The sequence below is a fragment of the Sinorhizobium meliloti genome (genome assembly GCF_017876815.1).
Classification (GTDB): Bacteria; Pseudomonadota; Alphaproteobacteria; order Rhizobiales; family Rhizobiaceae; genus Sinorhizobium; species Sinorhizobium meliloti.
Map to the genome: position 1 here is coordinate 1,323,754 of NZ_JAGIOS010000003.1, position 16,585 is coordinate 1,340,338.

The 16,585-nt window shown below is 58.0% G+C and carries 12 protein-coding genes and 2 pseudogenes; 12 read left to right on the top strand and 2 right to left on the bottom strand.

All coding sequences use genetic code 11. The features are described 5' to 3' along the window. The first annotated feature begins 26 nt into the window (after positions 1-26). From JOH52_RS32875 to JOH52_RS32910, 8 genes are all read left to right on the top strand, one after another. Positions 27-1,148, top strand: a complete 1,122-nt coding sequence (locus JOH52_RS32875) for a YcaO-like family protein (protein ID WP_017266275.1) — start codon at positions 27-29, stop codon at positions 1,146-1,148. Next, a complete protein-coding gene (locus JOH52_RS32880) occupies positions 1,148-2,518 on the top strand; it encodes a TfuA-like protein (protein WP_014530970.1) in 1,371 nt (456 codons plus the stop codon). Before JOH52_RS32875 ends, JOH52_RS32880 begins: the two co-directional genes overlap by 1 nt. After that, entirely contained in the window at positions 2,515-3,732 is a 1,218-nt protein-coding gene (locus tag JOH52_RS32885; RefSeq protein WP_080590370.1) for a YcaO-like family protein, read from the top strand. The genes JOH52_RS32880 and JOH52_RS32885 overlap by 4 nt, the downstream gene beginning before the upstream one ends. A 59-nt stretch (positions 3,733-3,791) precedes the next feature. Then, positions 3,792-4,754 (top strand): phytanoyl-CoA dioxygenase family protein, encoded by a 963-nt coding sequence (locus JOH52_RS32890; protein ID WP_014530972.1) that lies wholly within the window; start codon positions 3,792-3,794, stop codon positions 4,752-4,754. 106 nt (positions 4,755-4,860) lie between these two features. Further along, positions 4,861-5,610: a hypothetical protein gene (locus JOH52_RS32895; RefSeq protein WP_234841521.1), complete on the top strand. Its 750-nt coding sequence runs from the start codon at positions 4,861-4,863 to the stop codon at positions 5,608-5,610. A gap of 16 nt (positions 5,611-5,626) precedes the next feature. Continuing rightward, positions 5,627-5,926 (top strand): MoaD/ThiS family protein, encoded by a 300-nt coding sequence (locus tag JOH52_RS32900; protein ID WP_014530974.1) that lies wholly within the window; start codon positions 5,627-5,629, stop codon positions 5,924-5,926. A 4-nt stretch (positions 5,927-5,930) separates the two neighbouring features. Further along, positions 5,931-7,073: a molybdopterin-synthase adenylyltransferase MoeB gene (gene moeB / locus JOH52_RS32905; RefSeq protein ID WP_014530975.1), complete on the top strand. Its 1,143-nt coding sequence runs from the start codon at positions 5,931-5,933 to the stop codon at positions 7,071-7,073. A 20-nt stretch (positions 7,074-7,093) separates the two neighbouring features. After that, positions 7,094-7,714, top strand: coding sequence for a class I SAM-dependent methyltransferase (locus tag JOH52_RS32910; protein ID WP_017274615.1), 621 nt, complete (start codon positions 7,094-7,096; stop codon positions 7,712-7,714). Positions 7,715-7,779: 65 nt separating this feature from the next. Here JOH52_RS32910 and JOH52_RS32915 read toward each other — a convergent pair whose 3' ends face one another. Continuing rightward, on the bottom strand, positions 7,780-8,094 hold the full coding sequence (locus tag JOH52_RS32915) for a hypothetical protein (protein WP_014530977.1): 315 nt from the start codon (positions 8,092-8,094) through the stop codon (positions 7,780-7,782). A gap of 621 nt (positions 8,095-8,715) precedes the next feature. Further along, the gene (locus JOH52_RS32920; RefSeq protein ID WP_014530979.1) at positions 8,716-11,637 is read right to left on the bottom strand and encodes a type 2 lanthipeptide synthetase LanM family protein; all 2,922 of its coding nucleotides are present in this window, start codon (positions 11,635-11,637) and stop codon (positions 8,716-8,718) included. A 104-nt stretch (positions 11,638-11,741) separates the two neighbouring features. Here JOH52_RS32920 and JOH52_RS32925 point away from each other — a divergent pair, with 104 nt between their 5' ends. The 4 genes and pseudogenes from JOH52_RS32925 (at position 11,742) to JOH52_RS32940 (ending at position 14,833) form a co-directional block, all read left to right on the top strand. Further along, positions 11,742-12,929, top strand: a complete 1,188-nt coding sequence (locus tag JOH52_RS32925) for a C1 family peptidase (protein ID WP_014530980.1) — start codon at positions 11,742-11,744, stop codon at positions 12,927-12,929. Positions 12,930-13,323: 394 nt separating this feature from the next. Further along, positions 13,324-13,661: pseudogene (locus JOH52_RS36725) on the top strand (IS110 family transposase); the annotation flags it as partial. A gap of 351 nt (positions 13,662-14,012) precedes the next feature. After that, positions 14,013-14,197: pseudogene (locus JOH52_RS36375) on the top strand (hypothetical protein). Positions 14,198-14,356: 159 nt separating this feature from the next. Continuing rightward, the gene (locus JOH52_RS32940) at positions 14,357-14,833 is read left to right on the top strand and encodes a thermonuclease family protein (RefSeq protein WP_080567551.1); all 477 of its coding nucleotides are present in this window, start codon (positions 14,357-14,359) and stop codon (positions 14,831-14,833) included. The last annotated feature ends 1,752 nt before the right edge of the window (positions 14,834-16,585 follow it).

Genomic DNA, 16,585 nt, shown 5'->3' on the forward strand with positions numbered 1-16,585 from the left:
CAAGAATAATGACAGCATGTAACAGTTTGGGAACTTCGATTCGCAATGTATCCGCAAGTCATACGCTTGCCGCGATCCAGCCACTTCTCGGACGTTACGACATCAGCGGATTTGCCGATCATTCGCCAAAGGGTGCAGAAACTCTGAAGTTTATAGAGGTCGTGCGCGGCAATCCGCGTTCGGGACATCTTAATCTCGGGAAAGGCTTTAGCTTCGAGACGGCACTTGCCTCGGGATACATGGAAGCCATCGAGATGAGTACGGTTGAAGGTCCGCCCGAGATCGCGTTGCATGCGCTTCCTCGATCCGCGCTTCTTTATACCGGGGGCGGAAAGCCGCCGGAGCCGGATGCGGCGCCCATGATCCGTGGCGTTGACCTGTTGTCGGCAGAGCCGGTTTACAGCCCTGTCTATGAACATTTCCTGTCGCCTGCCCCCTCGGCGCGGTCTGTTTCCGTCAACGGCTTGGCCAGCGGAAACACGGTCGAGGAAGCCAGTTTACATTGTCTCTATGAACTGATCGAACGCGACTTGACTGCCCAATCCCTCCGCGACCCGGTGCTGGTGCAGCAGCTTCTCCTCAGCGACATTCCAGCGCCCATTTCCAACGCCCTGACGGAACTGGAAGCGTTCGGACTACACGCCGAATTCTATCTTCTGGGGCAGTTCCTCGGCGTCACTGTGCTTCAATGTGCGCTTGTAAAAACCGGATCCGGTGGCGAGGTCTATTATGGCTGGGGCGCTCATCACTTCCGAGCCATTGCCATTTCTCGTGCCATGACAGAAGCCGTGCAGGCCTGGTGTACGCGCGAGGCATGCAGAGCGCAGACGCTTCCTCTTTCGCGCATGCCTGGCGGGGTCATGGTCTCTGCCGAGGTTCTGAAGCTTTTGAGGGAACCTGTTACGAAGGGCGAACGTCAGTTGCGGCGGCGCTTCATCGCCTGCCCGAGCGTTGCCTATTCGCTCACCGATCAGGATGAGCAGGCACCGGCATCGCCAACGGCTGCCCTGAACCACCTTCTCTCGTCGGCGCGGGACGCCGGCATCCGTCATGTCTTTGCCTGGACGCTATCCCCGCCAGACCGTCCATTTGCCGTCGTCAAATGTGCCGTCCCCGGATTCGAAACTCCATTTGAGGTGGACGCGTGATGGTTGTCGAGACCAACAATGAGATTGCCGTTTTTCTGGGCCCGTCCTGCTCGATTGAAGAAGCTAAAAGCATCCTGCCGGAGGCAGATTACTTTCCGCCCGCGGCTCGTGGCTCCATCTACGGTATTATCAATGATGGATACCGGATGATCGTCCTTCTCGACGGTCTGTTCTACGGACAATATTCTGTTTGGCATAAGGAACTCCTGTTCGCCCTGGATTGCGGCATTGAAGTAATCGGCGCAACGAGCATGGGTGCCCTGCGGGCGGCCGAACTGGACTGCGAGGGCGTGACCGGTGTCGGGCAGATCTACCAGTGGTTTCGTGACGGCGAAATCGATGGCGATGACGAAGTGGCTCTGCTCCACCAGAGTTCCGAGGGAGCTTACGCGCCTCTTTCCATCCCTCTCGCCAATTTGCGTTGGAATCTGCGCCTTGCCCGAAGAGAATGTATGATCGACGAGCAGCAGGAAGCGCGGATTCTGGACCATGCAAAGGCCCTGTGTTTCCAGGACCGAATGATGGAGGTCGTGCTTTCGCCGCTGGCAAAGGAACTGGATGTTTCTGGCTTGCAAAAATGGCTTGAAACGCATGGAGAGGATCTAAAAAAAAGGGATTGCTTAGAAGCGTTGCACTTTGCCGCCAGCCGGATCGCGACCCTTGGCCCCGCGCAGCCTCCCCGTCTTCGCGCCTATGAGACGGTGCATACGCTGATCGGCATCGAGTATTTCAAGCACGAGCGGTTGAATGCCATCTGCGCAAAACGGCAAGGCAAGGCCATGCCGCTCTCGCAGTACACCGAGCGAGTTGCCGTGGGAGATCCCTCCTATCGTAGCTATCTGCGCGCTCGCGCTTGCCAGCGCCTTATCAATGGCTGGGCTCGGGAACTTCACCTCGAAATCACCCCGGCGCCCATTCTGCCCCAATGGTTACCCAATCGGTTTGACCTCGCTCACCGCAGGGCAACCGGCCTGACGCTAATCGACATTGCACGTGAGGGACGGGAAGCCGCCTTCACCGCAGGCGTCATCGGATCTCTCTCATCACCCGGCAGCCGCAGCCTCGTCTCCGATATTGACCGGCAACTGGCAGAGGCAGGTTTCTCGGCATGGGGCGCGGGAGCCGAAATCACACATTTGGATGGCCGCCTTGTTTATACGCTTCGTCGCCTGGGGCGCGAAAAGGGCATTTTGCCGGACGAGAATGAAGATGCAGATACCGCCGAAGCGGCGCTCCACTACCTTGAATGGGTCTATCGCACCGGCTTGCAGCACTTCGGCTACACATTTGACGCGGCAACCGAAATCCTCCTGGCACACCAATTTGCCGATCGACTTGACGACATTCTCGGATTGAGGGCTGCATCATGAATGCTGTTGAGGAATACTCACAAGGAACCCAGCGCACCTATAATCCGGAAGAGACATTGCGGAGAATTGCGCCAGCGATGCGCACCTGCGGCATCAGCCGCGTTCTCGACGTCACCCATCTCGATCGAATCGGCATCCCCACCTACAATGCCGTGCGCCCCAATGGAATGATCTTGTCCGTGTCCAATGGGAAAGGGTGGACGAAGGCCGCCGCATCCGTATCCGCAATCATGGAGTCGATCGAGGTCGAGCACGCCGAATATCCGGATACCTCGGCCTGGCATCTGGCTCAAAGCGCGAAGGTACTGCGAAACCGGGGATATTCGGTCGTCGATGCGCCAACGCTCATCAGCGAGTGCCTCTGGCCCTCCGATACCTATGGCGGTCTCTACTACTCAGATGATCTTCGCCTCGATTGGGTCGAGGGACGCGAGATCATCGAGTCTCGGCCAGTCCTGCTGCCGGCCAGCACCATCTATGTACGCGCGCCTTACGTGCATTATTTCACCAGCAATGGATTGGCGAGCGGCAACACCTGGGAAGAAGCAACGCTTCACGGCATCTGCGAGTTGATCGAACGCGATTCCACGGCGCGTCTCCTCGGTCGTCCCGAGGGCATGACCACATCACGGTTGCTTCGGATCGAGCCAAAATCGATGCCTGAACATCTCGGGCACTTCTCGGAGAAAGTGGCGCAGGCCGGAATAGAGCTTTTCATGTTCGCTCTTCCGAGTGCCATCGATATCCATACATTCTGGGCTGTGTTCCATTGCCCGGGCGAGCCCAGTTTCATGCTGGCCACCTCGGCGGGCTTCGGGTGCCATACATCGCCGCAGATCGCCGCGTCTCGCGCCCTGACCGAAGCTGCCCAGTCGCGCCTGACCTATATTCACGGGGCGCGGGAGGATCTGGGGATAGACCACGTCAATCGTCAACTGACCTGCGCGGAGACAGAAGCGCGATTGGCCTTGCAGGCGCGGACATTTGCCAAGTTTCGGCAGATCCCGACCGTCACCTGGGATGAACTTCTGGCCGTGGCGCCACATCGTGCCCGCGGGCGTACGATCCCGGAAAGCCTCTCCATGGTGCTGAGAATGTTGAAGGAGGCCGGACACGGTCAGGTCTATGTCCACGATCTGACGAAGCGCGGTCTAGACCTGGCCGTGACGAAGGCCTTCGTGCCGGGGCTCAAGGTCAGCGCGAAGATGATTTGACTCTAGTGAAATGACGATAATCGCGCGCCGCAACAGGCTGCGCAATGGAGACGACCCGCATGACCCTGGAGACAGCATCGCCCGTGCAACCGAATAGCCATCCCGGCACGCCCTTTGGTGAGATGTGGCGCGTAGCGGAACAGAACCCAGCTTATTCCCTTCTGGAAGTGCTCGATTCCATTGATCGAGACGTGTGGGACATGGAAATGCCGAGCGCCGATCAACGCGGCGTCTACGCCCGGGTGAACGGTCAGGCGGCTCTGCACCGGTTGCGGGAGGCGATGAACGGCATGGAGGCGGAGTATCCGCTCGATGCCCCGCCGCGACGCCGCCAATGGCTCGCCTCGGGTTGCTTCATGCGTGTCGAGGCGGTGCTTGATGCCTCACAGGTCCGTGAACTGGCGGGGCACTGCGACCATCTGCTGCATACGCCCGGAATGCGCCCTGTCCGCCTGTTTGAAAACCCGCATATTCTCTCGGAAGAAGCCATAGTCGCCATAGCCCGAACTGCGCTTGCGGCTCTCCCACAGGCTTTGCCGTGCTCGGCGAGACCTGCTCTTCTGAAGAGACGAACGCTCTTGCGCCGGACTTTCCCACGGGCACAGCTTCCCGATGCGCACGGCAACGCCAATAATCAGTTTTGGCATCAGGACAGCAATCAGAAGTTCAACGATGCACCCATGATCACGCTTTGGATTCCGCTGGAGGATGGCGTTGGAAGAACCTGCCCCGGTATGGAAGTTATCGATGCGCCGGTTTCCTACTTCTCCATTTTGCATGGGGATAGTTCCCAAACCATCTGCCCAATTCTGTGCGACATGTTTCCCGGCACCCAAATTACGTCGCTGGAAGCAGCTGCTGGAGATTGCGTCATGTTCAACGGCCTTACATTCCACCAGACCGCGACAAATCCTGAGATGCGGCAGCATCGGGATGCGCTTTTGATCCGCATCATCGAGGCGGCAGATGCGGCCCATTTTGGTCCTGATGGGGCAGCTGATGGGATCGTTCCACTTGTCTAGCCTCGCCGTCCGCATCATAGGCGCCGGTGCAGTGGGAATGGCGTGCGGCTACCTGCTGCAACGGCGCGGGCATAAGCCACTGCATGTCAGTATGCGTGGAGCGCCCTTGCGTGAACTGCCAGTTGCCATGCAAGGCACGGCACGCGGTCGATACCGCCCCGAAGCTGCGACACATGCTTCCCCGACGGATATAACGCTCTTTGCTGTCGGGCCGCACGAAGTGGCCGGTGCATTGGCAACATGGGGTCAACCTGATGGGCGAAACCTTGTGTTCTGCGCTCATCCAGAACCGCAAGAAGGCGCCGTCATGGTCTTTCCGCAGATTTCGGCAGAGATTTGCCCAATGCGCGGACTTGGCATTGTGACGAGCGGCGCTGTGGAGATCTGCAACAAGTCGCAGCCTCATGCCCCTGGCCTTCTGCTGAAATTGGGCTTCAGGCTGGTACGCATGGTGACGCGGGCTCATTTTGCAGGTCGCGCCCTGCAAACGGCGGCATCTTATGTTGTGCTTCTCGCCCTCTCCCGTGGTGAGATGACCCGCGATCAGGTCTCACAGGTCTTGCTGATCGACATCATGCGGTTGCTGATGGAGGCCATGAGAGGGGCCGAAATTGCGGTCCAACTGCCGGATGGCTGTTCCCGCGCCTTCGCTGAACTGGCTTTACACATCTGCGCGCCCACTTCCGCCGAAAATGATGTTCTCTCGCAAAACCTGGAAGCGCTGATGGCAACACCACAGCGCAAATTGCGCGGCCACCTTGCCCTCTACGAAGCGCCATGGCGGCGGCATGGTCCGGCCTCCGACGGGCTTGCGGCACGCCTGATCGATTTCGCGACATCTAAGCCCGTCCTCTAATGAACTGTCCTCGCCCATGCGCAAGAAAGGAAATTCCATGCAACAACTGACAGTGATCGTCCCACCCTCGATCCGGCCCTATGTCGGGGGTCAATCGCGCATCACAGTTGAGGCCCAAACCGTGCGCGAGGCGCTGGGCGCCATGTCCGCCAAATCCGCGCAATTGAAGGAGCATTTGTTCGACACGAAAGGCGAGATCAATCGCTTTGTTCGGATTTTTGTCAACGGACGGCCCGTGCCGCTCGGATCGCGCGGCGATGAAGCCGTCGAAAACGGCGCGGAGATAGCGGTCGTGTTGGCGCTGGCTGGAGGTTGAGGGCATGCTCAGGCAGGAACGTCTATCACGTCTACGGGAATCCTTGTCTCGGATCAGTGTCGAGGAGGCAAGACGGAAGCAAAAGGCTGGCGTCAAACTGATCGATATTCGTGACGCCGAAGAAACCGCCAAAGGCAGCCCTGTCGGCGCGGTACGCATCAGCCGATCCTTTCTGGAATTGCAGATTGAAAACGTGGCGCCGGATGCCGATACCGAGCTTATGGTACTCTGCGCCAGCGATGCGCGCGCGCTGTTTGCCGCAGACGATCTCAACCGCCTCGGCTATTCTTCCGTTCATTGGGTCGATGGCGGATTTCAAGCCTGGGAGGCAGCCGGTCTTCCCGTTGAAAAACACCGACAGCTGAGCGCAGCGGAGAAGGAGCGATACGCGCGCCATTTGAGCATACCCGAAGTGGGGGCTGAGGGTCAGGCGCTGCTTCTGTCCAAGAAGGTGGCTCTGGTCGGTGCTGGAGGCCTTGGCTCTCCGCTGGCCTTTTATCTTGCGGCAGCAGGCATTGGAACATTGGGGCTGATTGACAGCGACCGGCTCGAACGGTCGAATCTTCAGCGGCAAATCCTCCATACCGACGACCGGATCGGGGAGTTGAAGGTCAGTTCGGCCGCAAAATCTCTTCAGGCGTTCAATCCGGACGTAGCTCTCAATCTCCATGAGATACGGTTGAACGAGAACAATGCACTGGAAATACTGGCCGATTACGATCTGGTGATCGACGGCAGCGACAATCTGGCGACCCGCTACGTCGTGAGCGACGCCAGCACGCTGCTTAATATTCCCATGATTTATGGCGCGATCTTCCGTTTCGAGGGACACGTTTCCGCATTTTGGCCCAATGGCCCGTCCGGTGGCCCGTGCTATCGCTGTCTCTTTCCTGAAAAGCTGCCCGCATCGCTCACTCCATCCTGCTCCGAGGTCGGTGTGCTTGGCGTGTTACCGGGCGTCATCGGGACGATCATGGCAACGGAAGCGATCAAGATCCTGCTCGGAATCGGCGATCCGCTGATTGGGCGTTTGCTGACCTACAATGCCCTCGATTGCTCTTTCCACGACCTCGAGGTCCCCGCGAACCCCCATTGCGAGCAGTGCCAATCCAACCGGGATCTGCCACGCATGCGCGCCGGGTTGTGAGCGTGGGCGGCCCTCTTACGATGCTGCAAGCCTTCCGGTTTGGTGAAAGCGACCGGGACCATGTGTCCCGATTGCTGCATTGGGCGGACTTTCCCAACAGTGCACGTATTGTGGACCTCGGCGCTGGCAGCGGCGGGGTCGCGGCCCATATGGCGGCTTTGCGTCCGGATTTACGTTTCTGTCTGGTCGATCTGGATGAAACGAAACTGGCGGCCAGTTCATTCGAAAAACACATTGCAAATATAACGCAAGTCCCAGAACCCGATGGTGCATTCGACGCGGCGATTTGCTGTTACGCAATGGGTTATGCGCCTTCGGATGCGCTATGGTCGGAGATTTCACGCCTTCTGCGACCGGGTGGCACTGTTTTTATCGTGGATATGGTGCCCAAGGATGCCACGATCCCGAAGCTTAGCCTGTTCGGCTATGAGATACGGAGCCGTGGGATGGTCGAGGAAGCGGCGCAATCTGTTGGTTTGATACCGGATGTCTATATCGAGCCGTATGATTCCGGCGATTGGGGCCGGTCCGTCTTTTCGGATGCTTTCGATGTATTCTTCGGCGATCTGCGGCCCGCCATCTGGTGCTGGCGCGCGCCCGAAACCAAGACCGTCGCTCACCCCTCGACCACCCAAGCGTGATCGATCGACGGCATCCTAAGGTTACTGCGGCAGGGGCATAGCAGAGCGCGCATTCTGTCTGAGCGTTATACCAGGGCGATATTCGCCCACAGGTTCATCGCCTCGGCGAGAATTTCGCGATGATGGCTTGAGGAGCACGCCGGCACGCCGCAAGACAACATTTCCCGGTGCAGCCGTCGCTCAGTTCGAAAGCAATGACGGGGTGCCTGACCGACTGTGCCGACGTTCCCAACTCGCCGCCGCAGCGAGGATTTGGCGCTCGCGCCACGTCTGGAACGAGGGACGACCATCGCCATTTCGCCCTCGTCGCGCACCATGTTCCGATAGTCCATTAACTCTTGCTCACACTCAAGCCACATTGCCACCACCGGCCCGGCCACGCTGTACTCTCCGGCTCTTGGCAGTACTTGACGTAGTTCTCGTGCCAAAGCGGCAGTATATCCACCGGGTCGACATCGACACCGTAGCGCTCGGCAATGGTACGGGAGTTGTCGACGTTCTCCAAAAGCGTGGCCAGGAACGCCTTGCACCGAGCCGGCGCTCCGTGAAGCGCTTGACATGCGACAGCGTGCGAAGCTGTCCAGACTTGCGTCGATCAAAGATGTTTCGGTAGCATTCGGTAGCCGCGCTGGTACATAACCGGGCCTCTTACTTGCAGGTTTCAGATTATGGGGGTGGATGTGCGTTTAAGGGTCACAGTGCCGGCCACGACTAGAACGACTTCGATGGCGACAGTCGCAATTACGGTGGTGCCGTTCGATTGATTTTGGCCGGAGATCTCCCCTTCAACAAATGCGTCCGAGCGTGCTGTGCAATTGTTGGCGTCATCGATCGTGAAAATGGTAGCCACGCTTCCTGACGCTCGCCACCAGCGTTGCGAGGCCCCATAGTATTTGATTTAACATGTTCGACGAGGACAAAAGCAAAAACGATCATATCAAAACAAATTTTCAAAACACAGCCTTTCGGCGTTTGACAAAAAAGCTTGTACTTCTGACCGTTCAATGGCCTATGGTCGGAAGAAGACCAGCAGAGATGATAAGGTCGCGAGCCGCGTTGGACCGCTCGTCCCGGATCTGTGCGAACCCTATACCAGCAACGCCAGTGAACAGACCGAGATGGCGTGGATCGCAGTACTTCTGGGTGTCTGAAGAGCATGGCAAATTGCCAGTTGCCTGTGCTGATGACGCGCAGGCCATCTCGACGCCGGCGGTGCCGCTGTGGATACCGGCTCCTTGGTTAGGCAGGGACGCCAATCCGATCACCCCGCGCCGGATTGCAGCATCCGCATTCGCTCGCCATTCTTGGTCATGACGCAGGCACAGGCATGTGATGATGTGACCTGCAATGCCGCAACTCCATTCAGAACCGGCGCGAGGGCCGAAGCGCCAGAAGGCTTCCGAGCTGTGTTGAAGCAGGGATTGAACCGAAGCGCGAATGTTTGCGTTCCCTGATACATGCGCAAACTGACTGAGCGCAGCCAATACACCAAAAGCACCTTGCGCAAAGCCAGACGGTGCCGTTTCCGCCTCTCTGCTGGTCCAGTCGGCCAGACGGCAGGCAACCATCTCGGCCTGAGTGTCCGCTGTGTCGGAATTCACGAGTAGGAGCGGACCCAGCAAGCCCGCATATCCGGACCAGACATCCCAAGGCTTATCTTCGAGCAAGGCCCGATCGAGAACTGCAACCAACTGCTGCATGGCGTGCGGGATTCGATCGGCCATTATGCTAAGCCTCTGCAGTGCCGACAATGCCAGAAGCTGTCCGCCGCTGCCACGCAACCCGATGGGCAGGTCTCGCCACCACCGCAGGCGCTCAGCCGGTGTTCCGCTCTCCGCCAGCCTCAGAAGCGGCTCAGCCAAATTTTCTGCAATATGGCAGGCCTCTGGTCTTCCGGTCGCTGCAAGATAGACGGCAAGACCAAGTGTGCCGCTCACGAGCGACATTCCAAGCGGCTGGTAGCAGAACCGGATACCATCCGGCGCGAGATCGAATCCGATCCAGCCATCTGATCGACGCCTGATTTCCGATAAAAGCTGGTCTGTCGGATTGGTGATCGGTTGGAGGCTGTTCTCGCAACTCCGCCCGTGCTGCGCGAGCCGCAATGCCTTGGCCGATGCCAAAGCGTCTATTGTTTCGATCTCACGCTCGATCCTTTCGCAGGACAATGCCTCTATTCGCTCCCGGCTTGCCGCCAAGCCACTCGTCTCGAAATAGTCATCGATTCGTTGATCGCCGGTCAGGTTCAGGGCCGTTTGCGAGACCGTGTGCGTGAATACGGGAATATCCAGTTGGCGCATTTGCAGCTTTTCAGAGGCGCATAGGCTTGAAACGTCCTGACGATCTGCAAGCGGCGCAAAAAGGCGCTCCAGCGGATAAAGAACGTCTGCTTGGGACTGCTCGCTTCGCAATGCTTCCGCCGTCAACTGACGGCGTGCAAGCGCCGCATAGATCCGTGTCGCGCGAATGACAGCGCGCCCCTTGCAGCCGTTGAAGGCCTGCAACAGGCCATCTTCCCCCAGCCAAACGGGTTTGTTGGCGATGATGGACCTGCACTGCGCATGGAATCCGGCCATGAAGAGCTTACGATGACGGAAAAATGGATTCTTCCTGTCTGACGTTACGGGCAATGATTGCGTGCGAACGAGCTCCCCGATCATGACGGTGCGGGCCATGTTATCCGTATTGATGGAGTGCCAGCCGGGAATTTGCCTTGGCCATTCCTGAGGCTCGATGCCGAAAGCGCTCGTATCGACGGCATCGCGTGCGAGGCCCAGTAAGGTCCAGGCTGGAAATAGCTCGGTTCGTGCAACGGTGGTGTCGAACCAAGACCATGCCGTCTGGGCCGCACCCAGGCTGTCCCCCGGCCGTGGACGGCGAATTGCTGGCTTCTCGAAGGGCGTCAAAAGCGTTTCGGCGTCTATAACATATAGATGGCTGTGATGCGCCACGAGGTTTTCGTGGTGACCATCCGTGTAACCTAAAACATGCAGGAGAGCGGCCAGTCTGCCGGCACTGCGATAGAATGCCTGCAGTACATCTTCGTTGTCGCAGGGCGCGCCCTCAACAAATTCCATATAGCCATAGTCTTCTGCGCACCAGATTTTCAGCCCGGGAAGAGGTGAAAGACCGATGCTAGCGCGCGGATCCGCCAGCAAATTCTGGAACGCCGCCTCGAGGGCGAGGTTACGGGGCTTGTAGACGAGTTTTGTCTGCCGCCCCTGCCAAGTGAATTCCAGCAGCACGACGCTCCGTCCACCCTTATGGGTATCGCCGACAGCAAATTGCATGCCGGAAAGCGCCGCGTCTTCAGGAAGGCGGAAGTTTTGAGCGATTGCTGTCCGATCCGCCTCGAGGCGGGCTAAAAGCTCGCGAAGATTTCTGATCCAGACTGCAATTGTGAAAGGAATCAAGCGTCGAAGGACCGGAAAGCGATCCAGCAGTTCCGCCAGATGTGTCTGCCGCAGTTCGTCTGTCAAGCGATCATAGATCTCGCATTTCGCGGCGCTCGGGTCTTTCTCCGGGGCTAATGCGGCGATGACGGACGCGCCAGCGCCACGCCGCTCTTCAAGTATTTGCTGAAGTGCATCTGCCCCCAACGCGCAAAGGCGCTCTGTCAGCGCTACAATCAGTTGCCCGATGACGGTTGGCGCCAACGCGGCTTGCGGCAGAAGCCCCATTGCGACTTCGGCCAGAGGAAACCACAGGTGAACAAAAGGCAGCTCTTTCGCAAGGCAAGGCGTTCGCGAAATGTCTTGCCTCGCCGCGAAGCATAAACCCGAGAGAAACGCATCTCCGGAACCGGCTTTCTCACGAGGCGCGCCTGTATTGCCCACCGGATCGGCAAGCTCGTCCACCAATGGCCAAAGGGCTACTATCGCCGTATTGTCTCGTGCCTCTTTTCGGATGTTTGCGTCGATCATGGCGATGCCTCCCGCACAAATCTCCCTTTCGACCCGGCAACATTTCCGCATTGACAGCTATGGATATTGCAACATGGTGCAATCTGAGGAATGTGGAGACATATATGCAGCCTACAATGCCGTCCTATAACTTTCTGCCGGAGGATTTCAAGGTCTATGTCGGCGCGGATGGAGGTGTGTCTTACATGCCCGGCCCGCAGCGGCAGGAGCGCACTTTGCCGACGATCAATCGTTACGGGGGGCCTGACGGTGGCTATGTCGCGGTCTGTTCGCGTGTGGCGGATCATGCTGTCTATTCCGTTGGCGACGGGATCTATGTGGTTGGCCAGATCAGGCTGCAAGGCGCCTATGAGGGGCGCTTTTTCGTGCCGAAGGGCTATGGAAGAAAGGGCATCAGCGCTGCTCCGGACATGAAGGCGATATGCGATCAAGCCTTTCCCGGTAGCGCACCAAACTGGGCGAGCGGCGATGCCGGCGGTTGGTTTGGTCTGCTGATCGATAAGCGGGACGTTCGCGATAAGATCCTCACGTTGGATTTGCCCCAGCAATTGCCGGAAAAGGTTGATTTGCGACGATGGTGCTCGCAGGTCCAAAATCAGGGCACCTTGAACGCCTGCACCGCCTACGCCGCCTCGGCCATCCTGGAATATTTCGAAAATCGCGCCGGCGGAAACGCAGTGTCGCTGTCGGAAATTTTCCTTTACAAGGTCACGCGCAACCTGATGCACAAGACGGGCGACACGGGAGCCAATACGCGATCCGTCATGAAGGCTTTGGCAGCCTTAGGCACGGTGCCGGAAGAATATTGGCCGGATGACGCATCCCAATTCGATGCTGAACCGTCTGCCTTTGCCTATGCGCTGGCAGGTCGTTATCGCTCTCTCAAGTACAGCAGGATTGATGCGAAGGACCGTTCAAAGGACGTGGTGTTGCGCCAGGCCAAGACATTGCTCAGTCGGAACCGTCCGGTCATGTTTGGCGTCATGGCGTATTTCGGCACCTGGCAGCAATTCGTGACGTCCGATCGCCTGCCTTACCCGAGTGAGGATGACACGCTTTTTGGCGCCCATAACATTGCCGTCATGGGCTATGACGATGGCATCACAACGGAAAATGCCAAGAACCCCGGCATCAAGACGAGGGGCGCCTTCCTCATTAAAAACTCCTATGGCGAGGAGTGGGGTGACAAGGGCTACGGCTGGATTCCTTACGATTACCTACTGAAACATCAGTCGATTGACTGGTGGACGATCACCAAGCAGGAATGGCTCGACATGAGCGTGTTCAGCTAAATGAAAGGTATAAAATGCAAACCCGTTTCCGCGTGACCGCGGAAACGGGTTCTTCTCCTGACTTTTCGTTAGCCGAGTCATCATGGTAGCCTCCTCGATGCTGGTTCCGCTGATCGGTCGAAATCCGCCGACTTAAAACCAGTAAGGAGAAAGATGTTCGGGCGTACGCGAGGGACCTTAAGCGAAGGCATGATGCGGCGGATGCGTTTTGTTGGCGTTCTCGACTTTCTGCCACGTTGAATACGAATCGTAGAGCATGGGGTAATCGCGGTGCGATCGTCCAAAGCCTTTTCGTAAGATGATGCTGACGGGGTGGTCGCCCCCGATGAGATGGAAAGACGGGCTCACGATTGGAACCGGCTAATATCAAGCGGCAGCAACCCGGGACCAATATATTGGGCTTGATGTTCATTGAAAGATACGGCGACCTCGGTTCGGGAGGGCGGGAAGCGGATCTGGCGGGGAAAGTGCCTTTCGGACCCAAAGCTCGGGGCTGACATTACCCGCAAGCACGCGCCGCACGCCAGGCGCGTCGCCTTCGAAAACGGGGCCGCTGTCGACGTGGTTCTATCATGCGCTAATGGCCGAAGGGGCTCCGGCGATCTGCATTGAAGCGCGGCACGCGCATAAGGTATTGAGCGAAACACTCAACAAGACCGACGCCAATGATGCCGATAGCCTGGCTCAGCTCGCTGAAGTCGGCTTTTTATAAAACGGTTCGCGTCACGTCGTTCGACGCTATGATGGCCCACGCGTTGGGGCGGCCGCAATCTGCTGCTGAGCCTCTCAAGCCAACTTGGCAATCAGATCCGCGGTGTCATGAAGACGTTCGGCCTTATCGTGCGCAACGGCACACGTCGGATTTTTGATCCCAATGTTCGAGAGCTTCTGGAGAATCAGACTACTTTGGTACAGATCATTTTGCCCTTACTTGATGCGTGGCGCGATCTTCGCAAGCGTGCGGCCATTCTTGAACGTCAGCTCATCGCAGAGGGCGCGGCAGAGCCCGGCTACAAAGATGCTTTATATCTCCCAAGTCCTGTATCTCGGGACGCGGGTCTCCAGATTTGGCCTCGAGGCGCGATAGAGGGTCGCCAGCGCGATATAGCCGCTTACCTGCCGGCGCAAAGCGACATCAGCGAGCACGAGCTGCTTCAGAAGCTCATCAGACGACTTCAGGCCGCCAGGCGAAGAATGCGCTTGGCAACGATTGGCGCGGCTGGTGGCCCGACGAAGATCCCGACGATGGTGGCGATGATACCGCCTGATCGAAGGTGCCGGGTTGGCCGCTGCTGTTCCGCACGGCCCCGGCTGGCAGTCGCCAGTTGCAATCCCCCACTCAGCCGCTTCTGGTTTACTCTACCAGCCCTCTTTTGACTGAAATCGAGCCTTCGACGAGCAGTTAGGGACCAACCCAGAGAGGCTGCATGTTGAAAAATTCGTCCTGTTGTTCACCGGTGTTGGCGCTGCTCTTGTCGGCCAGCCTCGCGACGACTGCCGAAACCATTACCGGCCGCTCAAGGGTGATCGACGGAGATACAATCGAAATCAGAGGCGAGCGCATCCGCTTGCACGGCGTCGATGCTCCGGAAAGCTGGCGAGGATGCGAAGACGGCGACGGCGGTACCTATCGCTGCGGTAAAGAGGCCGCTTACGCGCTAGACAGTTCTGTTGCCCCGTCGCGCCCTATTCGTTGCGAGCTCGTCGAGCGCACTCGATACAAGCGCCGGGTCAGCATTTGCTTTCGCGCCGACGGTCGCGAGGTCAATCGCTGGCTGGTTGAGAGTGGCAACGCGGCAGATTGGCCCTGTTGCGGCAAAGCGGGACACCTGGCGAGGAAGGTTCGTCCTGCCGTGCGAGGCGCGCGTGCGGTCCGCACAAAACGGAACGCATCATCATGCTGATGCTGGCAGAGCATGATGGTTGTGTATCTTCGCGCCTCCCCTAGTGCAGCATACCAAAGGATAAATTCATGCCAACCTATCCGCGATAATGAGAGCGCAATCAGCTACCTCAGCGAGGTTGCAGAGAGGCTCAACAAGCAACGGATTAAGGTCCAGGGCGAGAACATGGTGACGAAGTCCCTGATCAAACGGCTCATGATGCTCGTTGTCCTCCCTCGCGCCGAGTTCCGCCAGGGCTGGGATGAGGCACTTGACTCGACCGCGGCGATTGGATACCGAAATTGGAACAGGCAAATGAGCCAACGCGGGCGTTCGTTCAAGCTGCGATAGACCTTCTCGCCTACTACGAGACATCCTCGCCTGACCACGACCCACGGTGTTCTCAGGGTACTTGAGGGAGGCTTGCGGGATTGATGCCCCCCGGTTCTGCCGCTTCCACGGGCGAAGCCGTACAGCGCGTTTTCTCTGCGTGGTGAGATTCGCAAACACCTTGCCGAGCGTGCCCTGAGTCGAATTTGGGCTAAATAGAAGCACGTCCGACACAGCCGAGTTGCTGCGGCCCTCCCTTTTTTCGTCGTTTCCACCCCGGCGCAAAACTTTCGCGCTTCCTGACGTCGTCATTTGTCGTCAGCCGCGCCGCAGTGGGCGCCTAACAGCACCGGACTCCGTAGCGGCCTCGCGCGTGTTGAAATGGTTGCTTCTGCGGGTGGATTCCCAGCGCCCGCGCGCAGCGCCGAGCCTGCTGATGTTCACAATTGTTGACAGTTTCGGTGCAGGGGATCGCTTCGACTCGACTTCAAAGCAACTTCTTGCTTGAAATCTTCCGCCGAAAAAGCACCGATCCATCTACATTGGCCGCGTGAACTTGAATTATGCTCTTGGCCAAATCCAAACCGATTATGCTAACCTTTTCCATGGACGCTCTCCCTTGTAATGGTTCCAACACAACCATTCTGGTACGAAGATGCCGTAGAGTGGGAGCGTCCACCCCATCGCTCACGTTGAATCAGCAGTCGCTGTCTTTGGTAGAAAAAGGCCATGTATCGACTGGAATGCTCGCCGTTGCTGCGGCCGACGACGCGCCGGGTATGGTGCCTACGACTCTCAGGGTAGGGATGACGCTGCAGGGGCCGTACTGAACGCGCGCTGGGCGCACTTCAACAATCATGCAGCCAACCAGTTTGGGCGGTCCCCGACCGTTGCACTTCATCCTCGTCGACTGCGCACCAGTCGCAAATCCGACATATGTCGATGCCGACCTCCGCGCCACGATGAAGCACGATCAGTTTATGTGCTTTGCGATACATGTATGAGGCGACATACGCGCGACTCTGTCCTTCATCATCAACGATTTCGAAGATATACCTCAAACAAATCACCCGCAGTAATTGTACAATCTGAGGAGTATTCGCCAACGCTTGGGGGAGGCTTGTACCCTTCCGCCCAAAGGAGCGCTTTCCATTCTGCCGGATACGGGCTCCTTAGCGACGAGTAACACGCGGCTTGCGCCTCGATGGCTTATTAGCGTCTTGACCGCGCGAGACCTCCCTTGGAATTTGGAAAAGATATCGCGTTCGGCATAACCCCCCTCGCAACTCGAAGCTGAAGTCTAGGAGATTCCCGCTTCAGAGTTTCGGTTGTGACCCCTGCCTTCATATTGATGATCCTTCCCTTCCCTGGACCTCGCGCCATCGCCCCTGTCCTGGATACAAGCCTCAAAGTTCCGGCAACCGCACGGGGCAGACGAAGATC